Below are 21,635 nucleotides of genomic sequence, written 5' to 3'. Positions count from 1 at the left end.
GAAACGGTGCCGGCGCGGTCGATGAAACCCCGCTTCAGCATCGTCCCCGGCGCGTCGGGCCTACCACCAGCTGTTCAGGGGCCGGCCCGGACGCGGCGTCCACAGGTCGGGCTCGCCGAAATCGCCCGGAGCGCGGCCGGGATTCCCCCGCGCGGCCGATCCCGTCTCCGAGTTGACCTCGCGGACGCGCTGGCGCCGCGCCTCGGCCATCGGCTTCGGGGCGCCCGTGAGGGCGGGACCGGTCCGGCCGGTCACGGTCGGCTTCTGAGTGCCGCGACGTGCCTGATCCGGGCTCTTGCCCTCCTTCGCCTTGGCGACCAGGAGGCTGCCGGGGCTGAGGCCGAGGGCGATCTTCATGCGCGCATCGTAGCCGTAGAGATCCGGCAGGGTGCGCAGGCTCCCGGTCTCGTCCACCGATGCGGTGAAGTAGGCGAGGTGCACGGGCAGCTTCTCGGGCAGGCGGATCTGGCGCTCGCCCTTGCCGATGAGCTTCTTCAGGCGCTCGCTCGACCAGGCCTCGGGCAGGACCGCATCGGCGAAGCGGAAGGGGTCGTCGACGCGCACGCAGCCATGGCTGAGGGCGCGCTGGGACGACGAAAACAGGCTGCGGTTCGGTGTGTCGTGCAGGTAGACCGCATGGTTGTTCGGGAACATGAACTTGATGAACCCGAGGGCGTTGCGCTCGCCCGGCGGCTGGCGCACCGAGACGTTGCCGTTGCGATAGACCACCTCGTAGCCGCGCCGCGCCGCGTAGTTCGGATCGCGGGCGAGCCCGGGCAGGAACTCGTTCTTCAGGATCGAGGGCGGCACGTTCCAGGACGGATTGACCACCGCGTATTCCATCATCCCGGAAAAGATCGGCGTCGGCGATTCCGTCTTGCCGACGATGACCCGCGCCTCATCCCGCTGCCGGCCGTCCCGGATCACCCGCAGGCGGAACTCGGGGATGTTGACCAGGACGTAGTCGCGGCCGAGGTCGGAGGGCAGCCAGCGCCAGCGCTCCATGTTGACGATTAGCGCGGCCTCGCCGGCATCGGGCCGGGCGGCGGAGTCCGGCCGGGCGAGCGCCGCCACGGTCTGCGGCGTCAGATGGCCGTCGGGCGCCAGTCCGCGGGCGCGCTGGAAACCCGTGACGGCGGCGACCACCCGGGCATCGTAGGTCTGCGGATCGCCGGGACCGGCATCGAGGGTGCCGGCGGTCCGTGTCTCCAGGCCGAAGCGGGTGCGCAGGGCCGGCACCCGCGGATCGCTCATGCCGAGCTTCAGCACGGGACCGGGCGGCAGCTGGACGCTGGGGGCGGCCGGGGTCTCACCGTGCCCGCGCAGGGTCGCCAGCCGCGCCTTGAGGGCGAGGTAGCCGGGCTGAGCCGGATTGTAGCCCTGCAGCAGGGCGCCGGCCTGGGCTCCCGCGGAGGCGATGCGGCCGAGGACCGCGTCGGGCGCGGGCAGGTCGAGGGTCGGGGTGATCAGCCGGGACAGGCTGGCGAGGTGGATGCGGCCGCCGCGCGCGTCGCGGGCGTAGAGTACCACCGCGGCCGACAGCTTCAGGTCGGCCTCGGCGATCTGTGCCTCGGTGGCGCCCTGCGTGCCGAGGACCGGCACCGGGTAGGCCGAGGAGGTGAGGCCGTCCTCGCCGGCGGCGGCGAGGCGGGCGGCGGCGGATTTGGCCGCCGGGGTCAGGGCGCCGTCGACGATCCAGACCGGCTTGAAGGCGCCCAGTGCGTAGAAGGCCTGGATGGCCTCGCGCTCCTTCGTGGAGAGGCGTGGCAGAAGCGGTGCCGGATCGAGGAGCCGTGCGGCGACGGCCGCCCCCTGGGGATCGGCGGGGAGGGGCGGCGGCGCCTCGGCGACCGGTGCGGACGCGGCGGCGTCGGGAGCGGATTCTGTCGATGGGGCCGCAGCACCCGCCTGCGGCGCGGCCGGCTCGACCGCCGGGGCGGCCGCATCGACGGAGGCGTTTTTGACGACGGGCGCGTCGGCTGCTTCGGACGATTTGGCCTGGGCCGCTTCCGGCGGTTTGGCCTGAGCCGCTTCGGCCGATTTGGCCTGAGCCGTCACCTCATCGGAGGGCAGGGTCTGGGCCTGGGTCTGAGCCTGGGCCGTATAGCCGATGCAGCCCGCCAGCAGGGCGGACAGCGCAACGGAGGCGGAGCGCGAAACGCCCATGATGGCAACTCCTCAGGACCGACCCGGCAGGCCGATCGGATTAGGACAATCGGGCCAAGCGGGCGCGTGTGCAAATGCACCTGAGCCGTTGGGCCGTCCCGGGGCGATACGGGTGCGTCGACCCGCACGCCATGTCGAGACCTCAGGCCGCGGCCTCGTCGGCCTTATCGCCGTCCTCGAGGCCGAGGTCCTTGAGCTTGCGATAGAGGGTGGATCGGCCGATGCCGAGGCGGCGCGACACCTCGGACATGCGGCCGCGGTAATATTGCAGCGCGAACCGGATGATCTCCGCTTCCAGCCCTTCCATGGTCTTCATCTCGCCGGTCTCCTCGGCGACGAGGCTCATGGCGTGGGGATCGCGGACCTCGACCCGAACGATCTCACGCACCGGTTCCGGGGCGCCGTGCTGCACCATCGGCTGCAGCGGAGCGGCGGGAATCCGGACGTCGAAGCCTTCGACCTGTGCGGCGATCTGCGGAAATTCCGACACCGTCAGCTCGTCGCCATCGGCCAGCACCACCGCCCGGAACAGCGCGTTCTCCAACTGGCGGACATTGCCGGGCCAACCGTAACGGGTGAGCAGCGCCATTGCCTCGGGGGTGATGGCCCGGACGCGCTTGCCCTCTTCGGCGGCGAAGCGCGCGCAGAACGAGCGCACCAGATCGGGAATGTCCTCTCGGCGGGCGCGCAGGGGCGGCAGCGTCATGGGGAACACGTTGAGCCGGTAATACAGGTCCTCGCGGAAGCGACCCTGCTTGACGAGATCGAGCAGCGAGCGGTTCGTCGCCGAGATCAGCCGGATGTCGACGCGCACGCTGCGCTTGCCGCCGACCGGATCGACCTCGCCTTCCTGCAGGGCGCGCAGAAGCTTGACCTGGGCGTCGAGCGGCAGTTCGCCGATCTCGTCGAGGAACAGCGTGCCGCCCGAGGCTTCGACGAACTTGCCGACGTGGCGATCGGTGGCGCCGGTGAAGGCGCCCTTCTCGTGGCCGAACAGGGTGGATTCGACGAGGTTGTCGGGGATCGCGCCGCAATTGACGGTGACGAAGGCCTTGCCGCGCCGGTCGCCCGAGCCCTGGATCGCGCGGGCCAGCACTTCCTTGCCGACGCCGGATTCGCCCTCGATCAGGACCGGGATGTTCGATTTGGCCGAGCGTTCGGCGAGCCGGATCACCCGGTCCATGTCGGGGCTGCGCGAGGTCAGGTCCTTGAAGCTGAGGGCGCCGGAGGCGCGCCGGCGCATGCGGCGAACCTCTTCCTCGAGCTGATCGACCTTAAGGGCGTTCTTGATCGAGACCTGCAGCCGCTCGGCACCCGCCGGCTTGACCACGAAATCGACGGCGCCCGCCCGCATCGCCGTCACCACGGCATCGATTGAACCGTTCGAGGTCTGCACGATCACCGGAACGTCGAGGCCGGTCTTGCGCATCTCGGCCATCACCGCGAGGCCGTCGAGGCCGCCCGGCATGACGAGGTCGAGGAGCACCACGTCGATCGGATCGCCGGCGCGCAGGGTTTCGAGACCTTGCTCGCCGCTCTCGGCCACCTTGGCGTTGAAGCCGAGGCGCCGCACCATCGCCTCGGCGAGACGGCGCTGGACGGGATCATCGTCGACGATGAGGACCGTTGTCGACATGGGAGCGCCTCGCGTTTCGCAAGCGGAGGAGAGCGGGCGACACGGGTTCGCCCGGCTGCGCACCGCCGGTTTGTTTCGTTTCGAACCGTAGGGTGACCCAAGACCGTAAAGCCGCGCTTAACGACGATCAGACTTTTCGCGGTGAAGACCAGGGCGGGTGTGACCCTTTGCCGAATCCCCCCGGGAAAGCGCTGCAAGAGGCAGGATTCTCCTCACGCCGGATTGATCGCGCCCGCCGGGCGCTCGATATCAGCGCGTGGCACCGTCGAGTCGCCCAGGTCGTGTCGCGAAGAAAGAAACCATCATGCCGAGCCGAGCCGTCGCCCATGCCAGCCTGTCGGGCATCGTCGCGAATGCGGAAGGGGCCAGCGCGGCGCGGGCCGCCGCCCACGCAGCCGATCTCGGCGTGCTGCCCGAATGGGACCTGACCGACCTCTACGCGGGCATCGACGCCCCCGACTTCACCGCCGATCTCGCCCGCGCGGAGGCCGACTGCGCCCGGTTCTCGGAGCGCTATGCCGGCCGTCTCGCCGCGATGGCCTCCGCCCCCGACGCGTCGGCCCAGCTCGCCGAGGCGGTGGCGGCCTATGAGGGCATCGAGGACCTGCTCGGCCGGCTGATGTCGTTCGCGGGCCTCGTCTATTCCGGCGACACCACCGACGAGCGCCGGGAGAAGTTCTACGGCGACACCCAGGAGCGCCTGACCACGGCCTCCAGTCATCTGCTGTTCTTCGCCCTGGAGCTGAACCGGATTCCGGATGCGGAGATGGACTGGGCGATGGCCGACGGACCGCTGGCGCATTACGCGCCGTGGATCGAGGACCTGCGCCGGGAGAAGCCGTTCCAGCTCGACGACCGCACCGAGAAGCTGTTCCTCGAAAAATCCGTCACCGGCCGCTCGGCCTGGAACCGGCTCTTCGACGGCACGATCGCGTCGCTGCGCTTCCCCGTCCAGGGCGAGCAGCTGACCCTGGAGCCCACCCTCAACAAGCTCCAGGACCCGGACGGCACCGTGCGCAAGGAAGCCGCGGGCGCGCTCAGCGACGTCTTCCGGGCGAACCTGCGCACCTTCACGCTGATCACCAACACGCTGGCCAAGGACAAGGAGATCTCGGACCGCTGGCGCGGCTTCGCCGACGTGGCCGATGCCCGCCACCTGTCGAACCGCGTCGAGCCGGAGGTGGTCGCCGCGATGGTGGAGGCGGTGCAAGCGGCCTATCCGCGCCTGTCGCACCGCTATTATCGCCTGAAGGCCCGGTGGTTCGGCGTCGAGGCGCTGCCGTATTGGGACCGCAATGCGCCGCTGCCGAAGGTGGAACAGCGCACCATCCCGTGGACCGAGGCCCGCGACACCGTGCTGAACGCCTACGGGGCGTTCTCGCCGCGCATGGCCGACATCGCCCGCACCTTCTTCGACCGCAACTGGATCGACGCGCCGACCCGGCCCGGCAAGGCGCCGGGCGCCTTCGCGCACCCGACCGTCCCCTCGGCCCACCCCTACGTGCTGGTCAATTACCAGGGCAAGCCGCGCGATGTGATGACCCTCGCGCACGAGCTCGGGCACGGCGTGCACCAGGTGCTCGCGGGCCCGAACGGCGCCTTGATGGCGCCGACGCCTCTGACCCTGGCCGAGACCGCCAGCGTGTTCGGCGAGATGTTGACCTTCCGCCGCCTGCTCGCGGCGACCTCCAGCGTCTCGCAGCGTCGGGCGATGCTGGCCGCCAAGGTCGAGGACATGATCAACACGGTGGTGCGCCAGATCGCGTTCTACGCCTTCGAGCGCAAGGTCCACCTCGCCCGGGCGCAGGGCGAGCTGACCGCCGAGCAGATCAACGGCCTGTGGATGTCGGTGCAGGCCGAGAGCCTTGGCCCGGCCATCGCCCTGGATCCGGGCTACGAGCCGTTCTGGGCCTACATCCCGCACTTCATCCACTCACCGTTCTACGTCTACGCCTACGCCTTCGGCGATTGCCTGGTGAACTCGCTCTACGGCGTCTACGCCAAAGCCGAGGACGGTTTCGTCGAGCGCTACTTCGCCCTGCTGTCGGCGGGAGGTGCCAAGCCCTACGGCGAACTCCTCGCCCCGTTCGGCCTGGACGCCCGCGATCCGGGCTTCTGGCAGATCGGCCTGTCGATGATCGAGGGCATGATCGTCGAGCTGGAAGGAATGGAAGACGCCTAACGCCGCTTAGCTCTCGGCGCTTGACGCTGGACGATCTCCGCCTCCCGTTGTACGCTTCGTACAACGGGAGGCGGTTCGCGATGAAGCTTGAAGTCAAGAAGATCGGCAATTCGACCGGGCTGATCCTGCCGAAGGAGCTGATGGCAAAGCTCAACCTGTCCCAGGGCGACTGGCTGTCCGTCAGCGAAAATGCCGATGGTTCGATCCGTCTCTCTCCCCTCGACCCGACCTTCGAGAAGGGATTGGAGATCGCCGAGCGCGCGATGAAGACGTATCGGAATGCTCTGACCGAACTCGCCAAATGAGCGAGATCGTCTGGCTAACGAGCGATCTCGTTCAGGCCATCCACGCCCGTCAACTCAGGCTCTTTGGCGGCCCCGGAGGCCTTCGTGACGTAGGCGCACTCGAATCGGCCCTTGGTCGCCCGATCAACAGAGCGGCCTATGGTGAGACGGACCTCGCGGAATTGGCAGCGGCCTACGCATTCGGCATCGCCAAGAACCATCCGTTCATCGACGGGAACAAGCGAGCGGCTTTCCTGTCTCTGATTACGTTTCTCGGCTTGAACGGGATCGATTTCCTCGTCGAGGAAGCACAAGCCGTGGTGATGATCCTCGGCCTCGCCGCCGGCGAGATCGACGAGGCCGGGCTCACCCGCTGGATTCGCGACAACTGGCCGGAGGCGTAAGCGCGGGTCCGCGACCCATGAGCCCGCCGCCCTGGCAAGCGCGGGCGGCGCGCTTATCTCGGGAGAAGCCTCTCCCGACGAGTTGAATGATTCCGATGAGCGAGATCGATCGCGAAGCCAACCGCTTCTCCGCCCGTGCCGGCCGCTATGCCCGCGTCGGGGCCAATGTCGGCGGGGTCGCGGCGCGGATGGCCGGCGCCAAGCTGTTCGGCGGCAAGGAGGCCCCGACCAACGCGGCCGCCCTGGCCCAAGCCCTCGGCGGGCTCAAGGGGCCGATCATGAAGGTGGCCCAACTCCTCGCCACCGTGCCGGATCTGCTGCCGCCGGAATACGCCACCGAACTGCAGAAGCTGCAGGCCGATGCGCCGCCCATGGGCGCGGCCTTCGTCAAGCGCCGGATGATGGCCGAACTCGGGGCCGACTGGCAGTCGCGCTTCCAGGCCTTCGACCTGAAGCCCGCGGCTGCCGCCTCACTGGGCCAAGTCCATCGGGCGACGGCCCTCGACGGCACCCGGCTCGCCTGCAAGCTCCAGTATCCCGACATGCAGTCGGCCGTCGAGGCCGACCTGAAGCAGCTCGAGATCGCCTTCGCCCTGCATCGGCGCATGTCGTCCTGGCTCGACACGCGCGAAATCGCCAAGGAGATCGGTGCCCGCGTGCGCGAGGAGCTCGATTACGAGCGCGAGGCCAAGCACGCCGTGCTGTACGGCAACGTCCTGCGCGACATCGATGCCGTGCGGGTGCCGCCCATCCACAAGGATCTGTCGACGAAGCGCCTGCTGACGCTGGGCTGGCTCGACGGCGAGCGCATCCTGAACTTCGCCGAGTCGCCGGTGGAGATCCGCAACCGCCTCGCGCGGTCCATGTTCAAGGCCTGGTGGCATCCCTTCAGCCGGGCCGCTGTGATCCACGGCGATCCCCATCTCGGCAACTACACGGTGTTCTCGGAAGGCGGCGAGGCACAGGGTATCAACCTGCTCGATTACGGCTGCGTCCGCATCTTCCATCCGCGCTTCGTCGGCGGCGTGGTGGATCTCTACCGAGGCCTCCTGACCAACGACAATGCCCGTATCGTCCACGCCTATGAGACCTGGGGCTTCAAGAACCTCAACAAGGAACTGGTCGAGATCCTCAACATCTGGGCCCGCTTTATCTATGGACCGATCCTGGAGGATCGCACACGCACCGTCGCGGACGGCGTGAAGCCGGGCGAATACGGCCGGCGCCAGGCCTTCGAGGTGCATCAGGCGCTCAAGGCCCGTGGTCCTGTCACAATCCCGCAGGAATTCGTCTTCATGGATCGGGCGGCCGTCGGGCTCGGCGCCGTGTTCCTTCACCTGCGCTCGGAGCTGAACTACCACCGGTTGTTCGAAGCCGAGATCGACAAGTTCTCGCTTGCGGAACTCGAGACGCGCCAGGGCGAGGCCCTGACCAAAGCCGGGCTCGGGCTTCCGACCTGAATTGCGACCTGAACTGCGACCTGAATTGATGGTGCAGCGCAAAGGTGCTTGGCCGGCTTGAAAGCGCGGCCATAAAAAGGCGTTCGTGGCGAATGCGGGGCACGCATCTCGATTGCGAGCGACCTTGGCATGCGCTAAATCCCCTTGGAACAAATCAAGATGATACCCAAGGGGACGCCCACAAGATGGCCGATACCAAGACCGTGACCGGTGTGCATTACAGCCCGGCAATGGACGAGAAGACTCACGAGCAGACCTATCGCGGCTTCGTTCGTTTCGTCGAAATCGGCACCGGCGTGGTGCTGTGCTGGGTCCTCGCTCTCGCCATCGGCGGCATTCGCGAAGCGTGGCTGACCGCGATCTTCGGCGTGATCCTGTCCGGCGTCGCCGGCACCGTCGGCGCCCTGGCACCCGCCATCGGCTACAAGGCCCCGGCCGCCGTCGGCATCCTGCTGCTGCTGTACCTCTTCTTCGCCTGAACAACCTTGAATCTCTGACTGACTTTGCGGGTCGCCTTCGGGCCGTCCTTTAAGGAGCACTCCTGCATGCGCATCGCTGTATTGTCCGAAACCGATCCCGCGGAGCCGCGGGTCGCGGCGGTGCCAGAAACGGTCAAGAAATTCATCGGGCTCGGAGCCGACGTGACCGTCCAGTCCGGCGCCGGCCTGAAGGCCGGCGTGCCGGACGCCGACTACGAGGCCGCCGGAGCCTCCATGGCCGGATCGGCCTCCGAAGCCGCCGGGTCCGCCGACCTCGTGCTCAAGGTGCGTCGTCCCTCGACCGAGGAGATCGCCCTGTTGCCGCGCGGCGCCACGGTCATCGCCATCATGGATCCGTACGGCCACGAGGCCGAACTCGGGGTCATGGCGGAAGCCGGTCTCGATGCCTTCGCCATGGAGCTGATGCCCCGCATCACCCGCGCGCAGGTGATGGACGTGCTGTCGTCCCAGGCCAATCTCGCGGGCTACCGCGCCGTGGTCGACGGCGCCTCCGAGTATGGCCGCGCCATGCCGATGATGATGACCGCCGCCGGGACCGTGCCGGCCGCCCGCGTCTTCGTCATGGGCGTCGGCGTCGCCGGCCTCCAGGCCATCGCCACGGCGCGCCGGATGGGCGCGGTGGTCACCGCCACCGACGTGCGCCCGGCCACCAAGGAGCAGGTCGAATCCCTCGGCGCGAAGTTCGTCGCCGTGGAGGACGAGGAGTTCAAGCAGGCCGAGACCTCGGGCGGATACGCCAAGGAGATGTCGGCCGAGTACAAGAAGAAGCAGGCCGACCTCGTCACCACCCACATCGCCAAGCAGGACATCGTCATCACCACGGCGCTGATTCCGGGGCGTCCGGCCCCGCAGCTGGTGTCGGCGGCGATGGTCGCCTCGATGAAGCCCGGCTCCGTCCTGATCGACCTGGCGGTTGAGCGCGGCGGCAACGTCGAGGGTGCCAAGCCCGGCGAAGTCGTGGTGACAGACAAGGGGGTGAAGATCGTCGGCCACCTCAACGTGGCCGGCCGTCTCGCGGCGACGGCCTCCAGCCTCTACGCGCGCAACCTCTATGCCTTCGTCGAGACCCTGGTCGACAAGGACGCCAAGGCTCTGGCGGTTAAATGGGACGATGAACTCGTCAAGGCGACGAACCTGACCCGTGACGGCCAGGTCTCGCACCCCTCGTTCCAGACCCAATCCTGATCCCGCCGGAGGATACGATGGCTATGCTTCCCCCCGATCAGGCCGCCGAGCAGGCGCGCGCCGCCGCCGCCGCGGCCCGAACCGCTGCCGACATCGCGCAGCAGCACGCGCTCCAGGCCCAGAAATACGCAGACGGCATCGGCCACGGCCTCAGCGCCGTGACCCACGGCGCCGTCGACCCGACGGTGTTCCAGCTCGCGATCTTCGTGCTGGCGATCCTGGTCGGCTACTACGTGGTGTGGTCGGTCACGCCCGCCCTGCACACGCCGCTGATGTCGGTGACCAACGCGATCTCCTCGGTGATCATCGTCGGCGCGCTCCTGGCCGCCGGCGTTCCCTACATCGAGCACGGCACCGGCTGGGCCCGCTTCTTCGGCTTCGTCGGCATCATCCTCGCCAGCGTGAACATCTTCGGCGGGTTCCTCGTCACCCAGCGCATGCTCGGCATGTACAAGAAGAAGGCCTGAGACATGTCCCAGAACGTCTCATCCCTTCTCTACATCGTTTCCGGCGTCCTGTTCATCATGGCGCTGCGGGGCCTGTCCCACCCGACCACGTCGCGGCAGGGCAACCTGTACGGCATGATCGGCATGGGTCTCGCCATGCTCACCACCCTGGTCGGCCATCCGCCGGCCGGGCTCGGCGCCTGGGTCATCGTCATCCTAGGCCTCGCCATCGGCGGCGGTGCCGGCGCGATCATCGCCAAGCGCGTGCCCATGACTGCGATGCCGCAACTCGTGGCCGCCTTCCACTCCCTCGTCGGCCTCGCGGCCGTGATGGGCGCGGCGGCGACGCTCTACGCTCCGCAGGCGGTGGGCATCCTCGAGAACGGCCACATCCACAAGGAGTCGCTGTTCGAGATGGCGCTCGGCGTCGCCATCGGCGCCATCACCTTCACGGGCTCGGTCATCGCGTTCCTGAAGCTGGACGGCCGCATGTCGGGCAAGCCGATCATGCTGCCCCAGCGCCACCTCATCAATATCGGCCTCGGCATCGCCCTGGTGGTGCTGATCGCGATCTTCATCGGCAACGAAAGCAAGGCGGTCTTCTGGCTGATCGTGCTGCTGTCCTTCGCGCTCGGCGGCCTGCTCATCATCCCGATCGGCGGCGCCGACATGCCCGTCGTCGTGTCGATGCTGAACTCCTACTCGGGCTGGGCCGCAGCCGGTATCGGCTTCACCCTGGGCAACCTCGCGCTCATCATCACGGGTGCGCTGGTCGGCTCGTCCGGTGCGATCCTGTCCTACATCATGTGCAAGGCGATGAACCGCTCGTTCATCTCCGTGATCCTCGGCGGCTTCGGCGGTGATGCCGCGGCGGCCGGCGCGGGCGGCGCGGTGGAGACCCGTCCGGTCAAGCAGGGCTCGGCCGACGACGCCGCCTACATCATGAAGAACGCCGAGCGCGTCATCATCGTGCCGGGCTACGGCATGGCGGTGGCCCAGGCCCAGCACAGCCTTCGCGAGATGGTCGACATGCTCAAGAAGGAAGGCGTGGACGTGAAATACGCGATCCACCCGGTTGCGGGTCGCATGCCCGGCCACATGAACGTGCTGCTCGCCGAGGCGAACGTGCCGTACGACGAGGTCTTCGAGCTCGAGGACATCAACGGCGAGTTCCCGCAGGCCGACGTGGCCTTTGTCATCGGCGCCAACGACGTCACCAACCCGGCCGCCAAGACCGACAAGGCCTCGCCGATCTACGGGATGCCGATCCTGGACGTGGAGAAGGCCAAGACCGTGCTCTTCATCAAGCGTGGCATGGGCTCCGGCTATGCCGGCGTCGAGAACGAGGTCTTCTTCCGCGACAACACCATGATGCTGTTCGGCGACGCCAAGAAGGTGGTCGACCAGATCCTCAAGAACCTCTGAAACGCGGCGGGTCGGACGACCCGCCCGCGAAACCGAGGGGCCGGCGCGCGATCGCCGGCCCCTTTGTCGTTTCGGATGCAGCCGTGCGGCCCGGTTGCGGCTATGCTCCGGCCCGTGTCAGCCGCCCATGCCCTCGACGCGCCCCGCGCGTTCCTCGACGTCACCCGCTCGGTCCTCGGGCGGCCCTGGCGCGACCGCTGCGCCGATCCGGCGCTCCAGGCCTACGCCGCCACCATGGTGCAGGCGCACGCCCTGCCGGAGATGCTCGCCCGCGTCCTTGCCGGGCGCGGCATCCGTCCGGCCGAGGCCGAGGCCCACCTGCACCCGCGCCTGCGCTACCTGATGCCGGACCCCGACTGCCTCGTCGACATGCCGGCGGCGACGGATCGCCTCGCCCGCGCGGTGATGGCCGGCGAGCGGGTCGCGATCTTCGGGGATTACGACGTCGACGGTGCGGCCAGCGCCGCCTTGCTCGCCGGATACCTGCGCGGCCTCGGCCTCACCGTCCAGATCCACATCCCCGACCGGATCACCGAGGGCTACGGCCCCAACGTCGCCGCCGTCACCGCTCTGCACGCGGCCGGCGCCACCCTGCTGGTTACGGTCGATTGCGGGACCAGCGGCCACGCGCCCCTCGAAGCCGCCGCGGCGCTCGGCCTCGACGTCGTGGTGCTCGACCACCATGGCGCGCCTGAGCAGCTGCCGCCGGCCTGCGCCCTGGTCAATCCGAACCGCCTCGACGACCTGTCGGGGCTCGGCCACCTCTGCGCCGCCGGCGTCGTCTTCCTCACCCTCGTGGCGCTGAACCGGCGCCTGCGCGGGCAGGAAGGTCTTGTCGGCTCGCTGCCCGACCTCGCCGAATCCCTCGATCTCGTCGCCCTCGCCACGGTGGCGGACGTGGTCCCGCTCGCCGGCCTCAACCGCGCCTTCGTGGTCCAGGGCCTGAAGGTGATGCGGGCGCGCGGACGGGTCGGCCTCGCGGCCCTGCTCGATGCCGCTTCCCTGAGCGAGCCGCCGGAGGCCTGGCATCTCGGCTACCTCGTCGGGCCGCGCATCAATGCCGGCGGGCGCATCGGCGACGCTGCCCTCGGGGCAACCCTGCTGACCACCACCGACCCGGCGGAGGCCGCCCGGATCGCCGCCGATCTCGACCGGCTCAATCGCGAGCGCCAAGCCATCGAGGCTCAGGCCGTCGCGGCCGCGGAGGCGGAGATGGATCATGCCCTGAGCCTCGACCCGGAGCGGCCCGTCCTGGTCGCGGCCTCGGCCGACTGGCATCCCGGCATCGTCGGGCTGATCGCGGCCCGCCTCAAGGAGCGCTTCGGCCGCCCGGCCTTCGCCTTCGCCCTGCGCCCGGATGGGACCGCGACCGGCTCCGGGCGCTCGATCGCCGGGGCCGACCTCGGTCAGGCCGTGCGGTCGGCGGTGGAGGCCGGCTTGGCTCTCAAGGGCGGCGGCCACGCCATGGCGGCGGGCGTCACCCTACCGGGCTTCGACGTGAGCCGCTTCGGCGACCATCTTGCCGGCGCCCTGGCCGCCACCGTGGCGGAGGCCCGGTCCGTGGAGGCGCTGCTGGTGGACGGGGCGATGAGCGCGGGCGGCGTCACCGCCGAACTGGTCCGGACGATCCACCGGGCGGGGCCGTTCGGTTCGGCGGCGCCCGAACCCACCTTCGTCCTGGCGCGCCACCGCATCGTCGATGCAGCCGTCGTGGGCAACGGGCACGTCCGGGCCCGCCTGCGCAGCCGCGATGGCCAGGCCATCGGCGCCATCGCGTTCCGGGCGGCGCAGGGCCCGCTCGGACAGGCGATCCTCTCGGGACTCGGCCGCGAGGTCCATATCGCCGGCACGCTGTCGGTCGATACCTGGCGCGGGGCCGAACGGGCGCAGATGCGGATCTGCGATCTCGCGCATTTCGCGTGAGCGACGCGGTTGACTCGGACCCGACCCGTCATCATAAGGACGGCGCGCCGCCGGAAGGTGGCCGGTTTGGGGGAATGTCCCGAGCGGCAAAGGGGGCGGACTGTAAATCCGCTGCGTAAGCTTCGTAGGTTCGAGTCCTACTTCCCCCACCAAACCTGTCGAGATCCAGTCCCGATCCGGACTGTCTCGAACCTCGATGATCGGCTCGTCTGGTCATCGATGCGGGTGTAGCTCAATGGTAGAGCAGCAGCCTTCCAAGCTGAATACCCGGGTTCGATTCCCGGTACCCGCTCCACATCCCCTTGTTCCCGACGAAACCGTAATGAGCCAAACCGGGCGACCAGGTTTGCGCATGATTGCGTGCGCCCCACGCCGGACAGCATCCTGCACGCGTGGTCGCGGGTTGCCCCGACCATAGCCGGGATCGGGAGAACCCGGCTTAACGCGTCCCTCGCGGTTAAACCGCCTTGAGATGCCATCGCAGCGGCAGCGCAACCGCCGTGAGGCAGGCGATGCCGCCCGCCGGAAGCGCCACGAACCAGCCGACGCAGCGCGCGGCATCGTGACGGGTGATGATTACGCTCCTCAACGGTAGCCCGGCGCGTCGGCTGTCACCTTGCCACGGAACAGCCAGCAGACGTGAGCGGCGTGCTCCAGGATCACCGGCAGGAGCACGATCGTCCCGCCGAGGAGGACGCGCTGGCTGCTCGGGTGGGTGGCCGCCATAGGACAGCAGGAACAGGCTGCGCCGAACCAGGAACGGCATGACGTCGTCGCGCCGTAGGTGTTGGCGCAGTGACCTTAGCCGATGATGAATTGCGTCGGCGCCACGAGCGCGGCCATCTCCGACGAGCTTTGCACCTCGTCGCCGGCATTCTCACCCGAATCCCGGCACCATCCGGATGCGATCTCAGCCGCGACGATCCCGAGACATGGCAGGTCCGGCCCCGATCTCTCGACATCTGGAAGCCGGTGCGGGCTCGACCGACGCACGGAAGCTGCCATCGCGACACCCTTTTCGACGCGCTCAAACGACAATGCGACCGCAGATTTTGAGTCCTGGGAAGAAAGCGCTAATTAATCATAGCCGATATTGCGTAGTTTAATGTTGGAACAAACGCCAATGGCGGCCTTGTCATAGTTGTGGCGCTTCGTGCATTCTCAGATGACTAAATCAGATGGAGGATCACATGCCCGAATCTGCATTGTTTCAGGTCGAATACAGTGAAGCGAACGGGCAGATCAATCGTACATTTCTGCTTGCCGAGACCTTCGACTTGATTGATTCACGTGCGAAGATCGAGCAGCTCAAGCGGGCGGTCGAATGGATGCGTGAGGCGGCAGCCAAGGTCTGCGAAGAAGAAGTCGCTGTCCTTGCGCCTCAGGCGGCTTGTGAGTGGGGCGTGATCACCTCCACGGAAGAAAGTCGGCGCGTCCAGAAGCTTTGCGACGCGATTCGAGCCCTGCCGCTTCCCCTGTCGGACGATAGCAGTGCCCACGAAGGCGCCCAGAGGGTCGTCCTGGTCGAGGGAACATCGAACACCTTGAGCGTCGATCGTCTCTAAGCTGTTGGCTCAGAACTCCGCCTGCCGGACACGTATCCTCAGCAAGGGCTTGCGCTCGTCCCGCCAGGGCTGAGCGGGATGCGATATCGCCAGCGCGAAGCGTCTGGCGCTTCCCCCCAGATCTCTCCGGCCGACAACGGATCGAGGACAGCAATCCCTTCGCGTCTCCGTCGGGCGCACGGTTCGCGATGACAGAAGTCCCGCGGAGGTCGCGACCCCTGCGCCGCGGCCAATGATCCGACAGAAACACGGGCCTCCCGATTCATCATTATCCAAACCGAACCCGCACGAACTTTGCTCCGACGAGTAGGCTAGGATCGAGACCTTGGCACAGGACCGCGAATCGACATTTTTCGGGACGATCTGGCTCGTCGGATCCAACCTTTTTCGACTCGGGATGGCCTTTGCTCTCATTCCTGTCCTGACGCGGCTCCTGTCACCTGAAGATTACGGGCTCTTCAATCTCGTATTTCCGCTGATCATCACTCTCACCTGCGCTGCGGATCTTGGATTCTCTCCTGTCCTCGTACGATCCGTATCGAAGAATCCAGCGCAGGAAACGACGGTTCTTCTCATCAGTATTCTCGGTGGCGCCGTTATCTCGCTCATCTTGTTCGCCAGCAGCGAAGCGATCGAACGGCGGATGGGCCAGCCGGGCCTGAGCGTTCTTCTGCGAGAATGTACGATCGTTCTGGTGCTCGGCGCAGTCTGCAGCGCGCCCTTCGCTCGCTTGCAGCGGGAAGGGAAGATGCTTGGTTTTGCGATCGGCGACGTTGCGGGCGTCGTTCTCGGCGGCGTGGTGGCGATCGTCGCGGCCTGGAATGGTGCCGGCGTTCAGAGCCTGGTGCTTCAGCAAGCCGTTTCGATTATCGCGCGTTTATCGATCGCCGTGTTTATCGGAAAATTCGAAGTCGTTTTTGCCGTCGATAAAGAGTTTATTTACAGGAACGCCAAGTTTGCTTTCTATGCCTTCAATTCGATTGCGATGAATGTCATTACGAAGAGCGTCGACAGCCTGCTGATCGGATTTCTGCATGGGGCATATGCCCTGGGCCTCTATAGCATTGCGATGCAGGTCGTCCGGCTCCCCGAGTCCTTGGTGGTCGGTCCGATTTACACGACATTGCTGCCGGCGTTTTCCCGAGCGGTCAGGGAACGTCGGGATTTTGTGAATCTCTACACGGCCTCGATGTTCCTTGTTTTCTCCTTTTGCCTCTCGGCGCTGTGTGGGATCGGCCTCGTTTCAGCTGATATCGTGGCGCTCTTTCTGGGTTCGAAGTGGGAAGGTGCAGCGCCGATCCTGATGGTGCTCATCATCTATGCGTTCGGAAATTGCATCAACGTCGTTCAGCAGGCGGCTCTCCTGGGATTGGAAAACGCGAAAATCCCGTTCCAGATCTCATGTTTTTCGACGATTGGGGTCGTTGTCGGGATCTTGGTCGGATCAGAGTGGGGCGTTCTCGGAGCGGTGATCGGGGTAAGTCTGTCGAATCTCGCCACCGGCTTGGCAATGATGGTTGCCGTGTGTCGCCTCCTGGAAATACCGACCTCGACAGTTTTGCGGCAGGCCGTCTTGCCCCTCGCTGCGGCAGTCACAATGGCCATGTCGATCGTGATCTCGCGAGACCTGCTGCTCGCAGTCGATCCCTTCGTCAGGCTTGGAAGCTTGATATCGATCGGGGGGTCGGTCTTTATCTCGGTCTATCTTCTCGGAGGCGGGTATACAAAGCTGCAGATCGCACTCGGAGCTTTAAGGATCAGAGGTGAGATACCCGGCCATATCGACGTCGACGGATCTTCTCCCTCTCTGAGGCCTGCGCGCTCGTAACACGGCTCGTGCAGGGCAATCGGAGGGCCGGGATTCAGCACCCCGATATCCCTGAGATCGGCGCGTTCCCGAGCCACGGGGCGGTCGAGCCGAGTGGCTATCCGAGCGCTTTGCCAGAGCCTGCCCGATACCGGGACGGTGCTCGCTCGGGACGGGGTGCTGCAGGTCATCAGCCGCTCGCCACCAGAGCAGGGAGGGGCTGATGGTGGCGCCGAAGCTCGCCACCGCAATGGTCAGGGTTGCTCCGCAGCCGTCGATAGGCGGCGATGTCCCATCCGAGCCCGGAGACGCGACGGGGGCAAACATCAACTTGCCACGAGAGGCAGACAACTTCCGCATCGGTGAATTCGGCAAGGCGATCTCGGGCGCGTAGGACCGCCCATTACCGCCGCCGCCAACGCACTGGTTCCGTCAGATCGAATCCCGTGACGACGCTCCCGGTCCGAACGCGCCTACGTGCGTTGGTCCGGCACTTGCGCCACGTTGCAGGCATCCGCCTGAAGCCGCCAATCCGCCAAGCGGTGGGCTTGGCAGAACAGGGTTCTCCCGGTCACGACGGCAGAGTCCCGCGACGGGGCCGAGACGTGGATCGAGGACCGAGGGGCGACGCGTCGCTGGCGCGATATCGTCCGGGCCGCTTCGATCCGACGCCTCAGGCTGCCTTGATCAGTTTGCATTTGCCCTCCTGGGACCAGGGTCCTTGGACGCGGACCTCTGTGCAGAAGGCGTCGACAGCACGGGTGACACCGGGGAACCGCCCACCGAGCCGGTCGTAATCGTCGGCGATCAGGAGGCCTCCCGGGCGCAGAACCGGCCACCACGCGCGGAGATCCGCCATCACGGACGCCTCCTCGTGACCGGCGTCGAGATGGATCACATCGGCCGCCACGCCGCGCAGACGCAGCAACTCGGCCGCGTTCACGGAATCCAGCGGAAGCGGCAGGATGCGGTCGGCCAGCCCTTCGCGCAGCACGTTGGCGAGGAAGGTCCGGTACAGGCTCGGATAGCCATGCTCGGTGACGAGTTCGCCGAACAGCGCTGGGTCGGCCCAATGGTCGACGGCGCCGAGCCAGGTGTCGACCGCGATGACCGTTCCGTCGACGCCGTGCGCCGCCATGGTCCGGGCCATATTCAGGCTGCTCGCCCCCTTCCAGACGCCGATCTCCACGACCACGGCGGGGCGGAACTCGGTGATCGCCGCGTCGAGATAGGGATGGATGCTGCGCCAGCCCTGTAAGTCGAGGGGGCGCAGGTTGTCCGGTGGATTCGCGAACGGGTCGCGCCCGTGCCAGAGGGCATCGAGGAGGCGGTCGCGAGTGGTCGGGGGTTGGCTCATGAGGTCGGCTCGCGATGGAGGTTGCGCCGATCGGGGGGATCGGGCCTGAGGGATGGGGGTCAGCCGCGCGGCGCCCGCTTGGCCTGCGCGTAGAGGGCTTCGCAGCGCGACAGCCAGAGGTCGCGGGTGAACAGGCGCAGGACGCGTGCGTGCGGGACCATGCGCGGGATGGCGAGGGCCGCTACGACCGCCCGGGCGAGCGCCGGTCCGTCGCCATGGGGCGCAAGGCATCCCGCCTCGCCGACGACCTCCTCGGCGGCGCCGCAAGCGATCCCCGCCACGGGGACGCCGCAGGCCATGGCCTCGATCGCCACGAGGCCGAAGGGCTCGTCCCAGCAGGGCGTGAACAGGAAGACCGAGGCGCGGCCGATCTCGCGGGCCAGGGCGTCGCCGGCGAGGTGGCCGCCGTAGCGGACAGGGCCGCCGAGCCGTGGGGCGATCTGTGCGTCCCAATACGCCCGATCCTCGATCGGGCCGAACAGGGTCAGGGGGAGGCCGGCCTCTCGGGCCGCCGCCACCGCCCAATGCGGCCCTTTGACCGGCGCGATGCGCCCGGACCAGACCGCGCTGCCGTCGCCGCGCTCGCGATAGGGCCAGGCCGCCGGATCGACGCCGTTGTGGAGAACGGACACCCCTTCGGGCGGCGCATCGGGCCACCAGGCCCTGCCATGAGCCTCCGACGTCACGGTGATCCGGTGGCCGGGGACGAGGCTGTCCTGAACGAACCAGCGCAGGGCGTCGTACGGGGGCACGTGGAGCGACGTCACGGTCGGCACCGCGGCGAGGCGCCGGCGCTCCAGGGGCAGTCGGCTCAGGGAATTGTTGTGCAGCACGTCGAAACCGCCGGCCGCGATCCGGTCGCACGCTGCCGCGTAGCCGTCATCCACATGGGCGACGAGGCCGGAATCGGCCCGGTGCTCGCGCCCGGGGAAACTGCGCTCGTGATGCACCGGGATCACCGGGTCGATGGTAAATCGCGGGTCGCTGTCCCCGGCGGCGAACAGGACGACTTCGTGTCCACGCGCCATCAATCCCTCGGCAAGGACCCAGGCATGGGCTTCCATGCCGCCCGCGAACGGCGGGGCCACCGGATGGCGCAGATGGGCGAGGAGGGCGATCCTCACGCGGTGCGCGCCTGCGACGCCCCTTGTGACGATTCTTGTGACGACCCCTGCAACGATTCTTGTGACGTTCTTTGTGCTTCGAGGAAGCGGATGACGGAGGCCGCATTGCTGTAGGGCTGATGGCTCTGCTGGCCGGTCAGCGCAAGATCGCCGGCTTCGGGGCGGCGCAGGATTCGGATCGGCCGATCGGGGGTGTCGTCGATCAGGCCCATCACCTTGAACGCATAGAGCCAATGGCCCATCGTGCGGTATCCCCACTTGGCCTCGAACAGCTCCGCATTGCGCACCACGCTGTCGAGGTGGTGGACCGGAGGCATGTGGTGCGGATGGTACTGGTGATAGGCCAGTCCGCCCTTCATCCAGGCGATCGGGGTGCCCCGCTGGTCGAGGATCTTTCCGAAATCCGTGTCCTCGCCGCCGTAGCCCGTATAGCGCTCGTCGAAGCCGCCGGTGGCCAGGAAGGTGGCGCGCCGGATGGCGAAGTTGAGGGACCAGAAGCAGCGGTAATCCGGGCAGATCTCGAGGCCCGAGGCCGGGGGGCCGCGTCGATCGGAGTGGCGCTCGGCGACGCCCGCGAGGGTTTCATAGGTCCAGTCCCCCGTGGTGGCGCGCTCGGGCAGGTGGAGGACCTCGCCCATCAGCAGCCCGTCGAGCTCGCCAAGTCCCCGCGCATAGTCGGCGACGAGGTCGGGGGCCGGAATGCAGTCGACATCGAGGAAGACCACGGCGTCTCCCCCCGCCGCCGCGACGCCCTGGTTGCGGGCCGCCGCCAGGGGCAGTTCCGTGCCGGGTACCAGGATCTGGCGGACCGGAAAGCCGAATTCAGGCAGGTCGTAGGGCGCGTCCTGCATCACCGCCACGATGACCTCGACGGGCTTCCGGGTCTGGCGCTCCAGGCCCAGGAGCTGGTTGCGCAGGTGGGCGGGCCGTCCCTTGGCCAGGGTCACGACGGAAACGGTGGACATGGGGCGGTCTGACTCCGGGAGATTTCGAGGGCCGAGAAAAGCAGGCGCGTGACGGGACGTGGTCAGCCGGTGACGACATCGAGCGCCGGGCGCTCCGTCGCCCCGCGCCAGAGGTCGTCGGTCAGGCCCTCGAGCCAGCCGGCGGCGCGGGCGGCCGCGTCCGGCGCGTAGAGGCTGCGCAGGGGACCCGTGTCGAGGCTGCGCGCCAGGGCGAGAAGGTCGCGCCAGCCCTGCAGGTCACCGGGCCAGACCGGGGCCTGAACGGCGGCGCCAAGCCGGACCAGGGCCTCGGCCTTGCGGGTCTGCTCACCGAAATAGCGCCATTCCGGCATCACGATCAGGCGCCCGCCTACGCGCGCCACCTCGTGGATGGTGTTGTCACCGGCCGACGCCACCACGATGTCGGCGGCGGCGAGGTAGTCGGTCACCGAAGGCACCCAGCCGAGTTCGCGCAGGTTGGAGAAGTCGGTCTCGTGGCCCTCGCGGTGGGTCGGCCCGAGGGTGAGCCAGAGGGCGTCCGGGACCGCGCGGGCCGCCACCGTCAGGGGGGCGTAGGGCGTGCCGCTGCCGCCGCCGCCGGTCACCGCCACGACGATTTCACGCTCCGGATCGAGGCCGAGCTTCGCCCTCGCTTCCGCCCGACCCGGTACGCCGTCGACGCTGGTGCAGAGGCCGCCGCTATAGAAGGTCTTGGCGCGCAGATGGGCCGGGTAGTCGTCCTGCTCCATGCGCTCGTCGAAGGGTGCCAACATCCCGACGCAGGCCTCGTAGGCGCCGACATGGCCGATATCGGAGCGGTCGCCATGCATGCGGATCTGCACCGCCGGCACGCTGGCGATGCGCGACAGCAGGGCGATCTCCGCCGAGACGTCGACCACGAACAGGCCGACGTCGCGCTCGTCGAGATGATCGAGGATGCGCCGCATGGTCCGGCGCATCTCGGTCAGCCCGAGCGGCACGCAATGCATCACCTGCGGCGTCGGCTCGGCATAGAGGCGCACGGTCGGCACCCCGGCGCCGATCATGTTCGGGAGAGCCACGATCTCGATGTCGCGGGAAAACCCATCGAACAGCTGCGGGCCGGCGGTGAGCACCGAGACCGGCCGGTCACGGGAGAACTCGGCCGCCACCGCCATCGTACGGTTGGCATGGCCCCGTCCCTGGTGATGGACGAAGAACGCGATGGGCTTCTTCATGGCTTGGGAT

Annotated in this window: 19 protein-coding genes and 2 tRNA genes; 14 read left to right on the top strand and 7 right to left on the bottom strand. The window is 67.7% G+C overall.

Annotation, left to right across the window (positions count from 1 at the left end):
• Positions 1 to 60: 60 nt before the first annotated feature.
• On the bottom strand, positions 61 to 2,166 hold the full coding sequence (locus ACV7NL_RS22005) for a L,D-transpeptidase family protein (protein ID WP_463356882.1): 2,106 nt from the start codon (positions 2,164 to 2,166) through the stop codon (positions 61 to 63).
• A gap of 142 nt (positions 2,167 to 2,308) precedes the next feature.
• A complete protein-coding gene (locus ACV7NL_RS22000) occupies positions 2,309 to 3,802 on the bottom strand; it encodes a sigma-54-dependent transcriptional regulator (RefSeq protein ID WP_056180849.1) in 1,494 nt (497 codons plus the stop codon).
• 304 nt (positions 3,803 to 4,106) lie between these two features.
• On the opposite strand from ACV7NL_RS22000, the gene ACV7NL_RS21995 reads away from it, so the two are divergent.
• The 11 genes from ACV7NL_RS21995 (at position 4,107) to ACV7NL_RS21945 (ending at position 13,906) form a co-directional block, all read left to right on the top strand.
• Positions 4,107 to 5,984, top strand: coding sequence for a M3 family oligoendopeptidase (locus ACV7NL_RS21995; protein WP_463356881.1), 1,878 nt, complete (start codon positions 4,107 to 4,109; stop codon positions 5,982 to 5,984).
• 80 nt (positions 5,985 to 6,064) lie between these two features.
• Entirely contained in the window at positions 6,065 to 6,289 is a 225-nt protein-coding gene (locus tag ACV7NL_RS21990) for an AbrB/MazE/SpoVT family DNA-binding domain-containing protein (RefSeq protein WP_463356880.1), read from the top strand.
• Positions 6,286 to 6,672 carry a type II toxin-antitoxin system death-on-curing family toxin gene (locus tag ACV7NL_RS21985; protein ID WP_056481298.1) on the top strand — a complete coding sequence of 129 codons (387 nt, stop codon included), beginning with the start codon at positions 6,286 to 6,288 and terminating at the stop codon, positions 6,670 to 6,672. The genes ACV7NL_RS21990 and ACV7NL_RS21985 overlap by 4 nt, the downstream gene beginning before the upstream one ends.
• A gap of 95 nt (positions 6,673 to 6,767) precedes the next feature.
• A complete protein-coding gene (locus tag ACV7NL_RS21980) occupies positions 6,768 to 8,132 on the top strand; it encodes an ABC1 kinase family protein (RefSeq protein ID WP_463356879.1) in 1,365 nt (454 codons plus the stop codon).
• A 185-nt stretch (positions 8,133 to 8,317) separates the two neighbouring features.
• Complete coding sequence (locus ACV7NL_RS21975) at positions 8,318 to 8,611, top strand: aa3-type cytochrome c oxidase subunit IV (RefSeq protein WP_056180837.1); 294 nt, start codon at positions 8,318 to 8,320, stop codon at positions 8,609 to 8,611.
• 66 nt (positions 8,612 to 8,677) lie between these two features.
• Entirely contained in the window at positions 8,678 to 9,817 is a 1,140-nt protein-coding gene (locus ACV7NL_RS21970; protein ID WP_463356878.1) for a Re/Si-specific NAD(P)(+) transhydrogenase subunit alpha, read from the top strand.
• A 17-nt stretch (positions 9,818 to 9,834) separates the two neighbouring features.
• On the top strand, positions 9,835 to 10,284 hold the full coding sequence (locus ACV7NL_RS21965; RefSeq protein ID WP_056180833.1) for a proton-translocating transhydrogenase family protein: 450 nt from the start codon (positions 9,835 to 9,837) through the stop codon (positions 10,282 to 10,284).
• Positions 10,285 to 10,287: 3 nt separating this feature from the next.
• On the top strand, positions 10,288 to 11,688 hold the full coding sequence (locus ACV7NL_RS21960; RefSeq protein WP_056180830.1) for an NAD(P)(+) transhydrogenase (Re/Si-specific) subunit beta: 1,401 nt from the start codon (positions 10,288 to 10,290) through the stop codon (positions 11,686 to 11,688).
• 102 nt (positions 11,689 to 11,790) lie between these two features.
• Entirely contained in the window at positions 11,791 to 13,611 is a 1,821-nt protein-coding gene (recJ, locus tag ACV7NL_RS21955; RefSeq protein WP_463356877.1) for a single-stranded-DNA-specific exonuclease RecJ, read from the top strand.
• Between the two features lie 68 nt (positions 13,612 to 13,679).
• A tRNA-Tyr gene (locus tag ACV7NL_RS21950) sits at positions 13,680 to 13,763 on the top strand.
• Between the two features lie 69 nt (positions 13,764 to 13,832).
• Positions 13,833 to 13,906 (top strand) — tRNA-Gly (locus ACV7NL_RS21945).
• Between the two features lie 290 nt (positions 13,907 to 14,196).
• On the opposite strand, the gene ACV7NL_RS21940 is transcribed toward ACV7NL_RS21945, so the two are convergent.
• The gene (locus ACV7NL_RS21940; protein WP_463356876.1) at positions 14,197 to 14,337 is read right to left on the bottom strand and encodes a hypothetical protein; all 141 of its coding nucleotides are present in this window, start codon (positions 14,335 to 14,337) and stop codon (positions 14,197 to 14,199) included.
• Positions 14,338 to 14,801: 464 nt separating this feature from the next.
• Between ACV7NL_RS21940 and ACV7NL_RS21935 the strand changes: the two genes are divergently transcribed.
• The 3 genes from ACV7NL_RS21935 to ACV7NL_RS21925 all read left to right on the top strand — a co-directional run bounded on the left by ACV7NL_RS21935 (position 14,802) and on the right by ACV7NL_RS21925 (position 17,377).
• Positions 14,802 to 15,176, top strand: coding sequence for a hypothetical protein (locus ACV7NL_RS21935; RefSeq protein WP_463356875.1), 375 nt, complete (start codon positions 14,802 to 14,804; stop codon positions 15,174 to 15,176).
• A 325-nt stretch (positions 15,177 to 15,501) separates the two neighbouring features.
• Positions 15,502 to 17,004 (top strand): oligosaccharide flippase family protein, encoded by a 1,503-nt coding sequence (locus ACV7NL_RS21930; protein WP_463356874.1) that lies wholly within the window; start codon positions 15,502 to 15,504, stop codon positions 17,002 to 17,004.
• 202 nt (positions 17,005 to 17,206) lie between these two features.
• Positions 17,207 to 17,377: a hypothetical protein gene (locus tag ACV7NL_RS21925; protein ID WP_463356873.1), complete on the top strand. Its 171-nt coding sequence runs from the start codon at positions 17,207 to 17,209 to the stop codon at positions 17,375 to 17,377.
• A gap of 279 nt (positions 17,378 to 17,656) precedes the next feature.
• On the opposite strand, the gene ACV7NL_RS21920 is transcribed toward ACV7NL_RS21925, so the two are convergent.
• From ACV7NL_RS21920 to ACV7NL_RS21905, 4 genes are all read right to left on the bottom strand, one after another.
• Complete coding sequence (locus tag ACV7NL_RS21920) at positions 17,657 to 18,340, bottom strand: class I SAM-dependent methyltransferase (protein ID WP_463356872.1); 684 nt, start codon at positions 18,338 to 18,340, stop codon at positions 17,657 to 17,659.
• Between the two features lie 59 nt (positions 18,341 to 18,399).
• Complete coding sequence (locus ACV7NL_RS21915; protein ID WP_056183410.1) at positions 18,400 to 19,464, bottom strand: glycosyltransferase; 1,065 nt, start codon at positions 19,462 to 19,464, stop codon at positions 18,400 to 18,402.
• Positions 19,461 to 20,429 carry a glycosyltransferase family 2 protein gene (locus tag ACV7NL_RS21910; RefSeq protein ID WP_463356871.1) on the bottom strand — a complete coding sequence of 323 codons (969 nt, stop codon included), beginning with the start codon at positions 20,427 to 20,429 and terminating at the stop codon, positions 19,461 to 19,463. Before ACV7NL_RS21910 ends, ACV7NL_RS21915 begins: the two co-directional genes overlap by 4 nt.
• A gap of 62 nt (positions 20,430 to 20,491) precedes the next feature.
• Entirely contained in the window at positions 20,492 to 21,625 is a 1,134-nt protein-coding gene (locus tag ACV7NL_RS21905; RefSeq protein WP_463356870.1) for a glycosyltransferase, read from the bottom strand.
• Between the last annotated feature and the right edge of the window lie 10 nt (positions 21,626 to 21,635).

Source organism: Methylobacterium sp. Ger2507 (genome assembly GCF_055231875.1).
The sequence above is the reverse complement of the archived record's forward strand: the minus strand, read 5'-3'. Positions and strand labels throughout refer to the sequence as shown.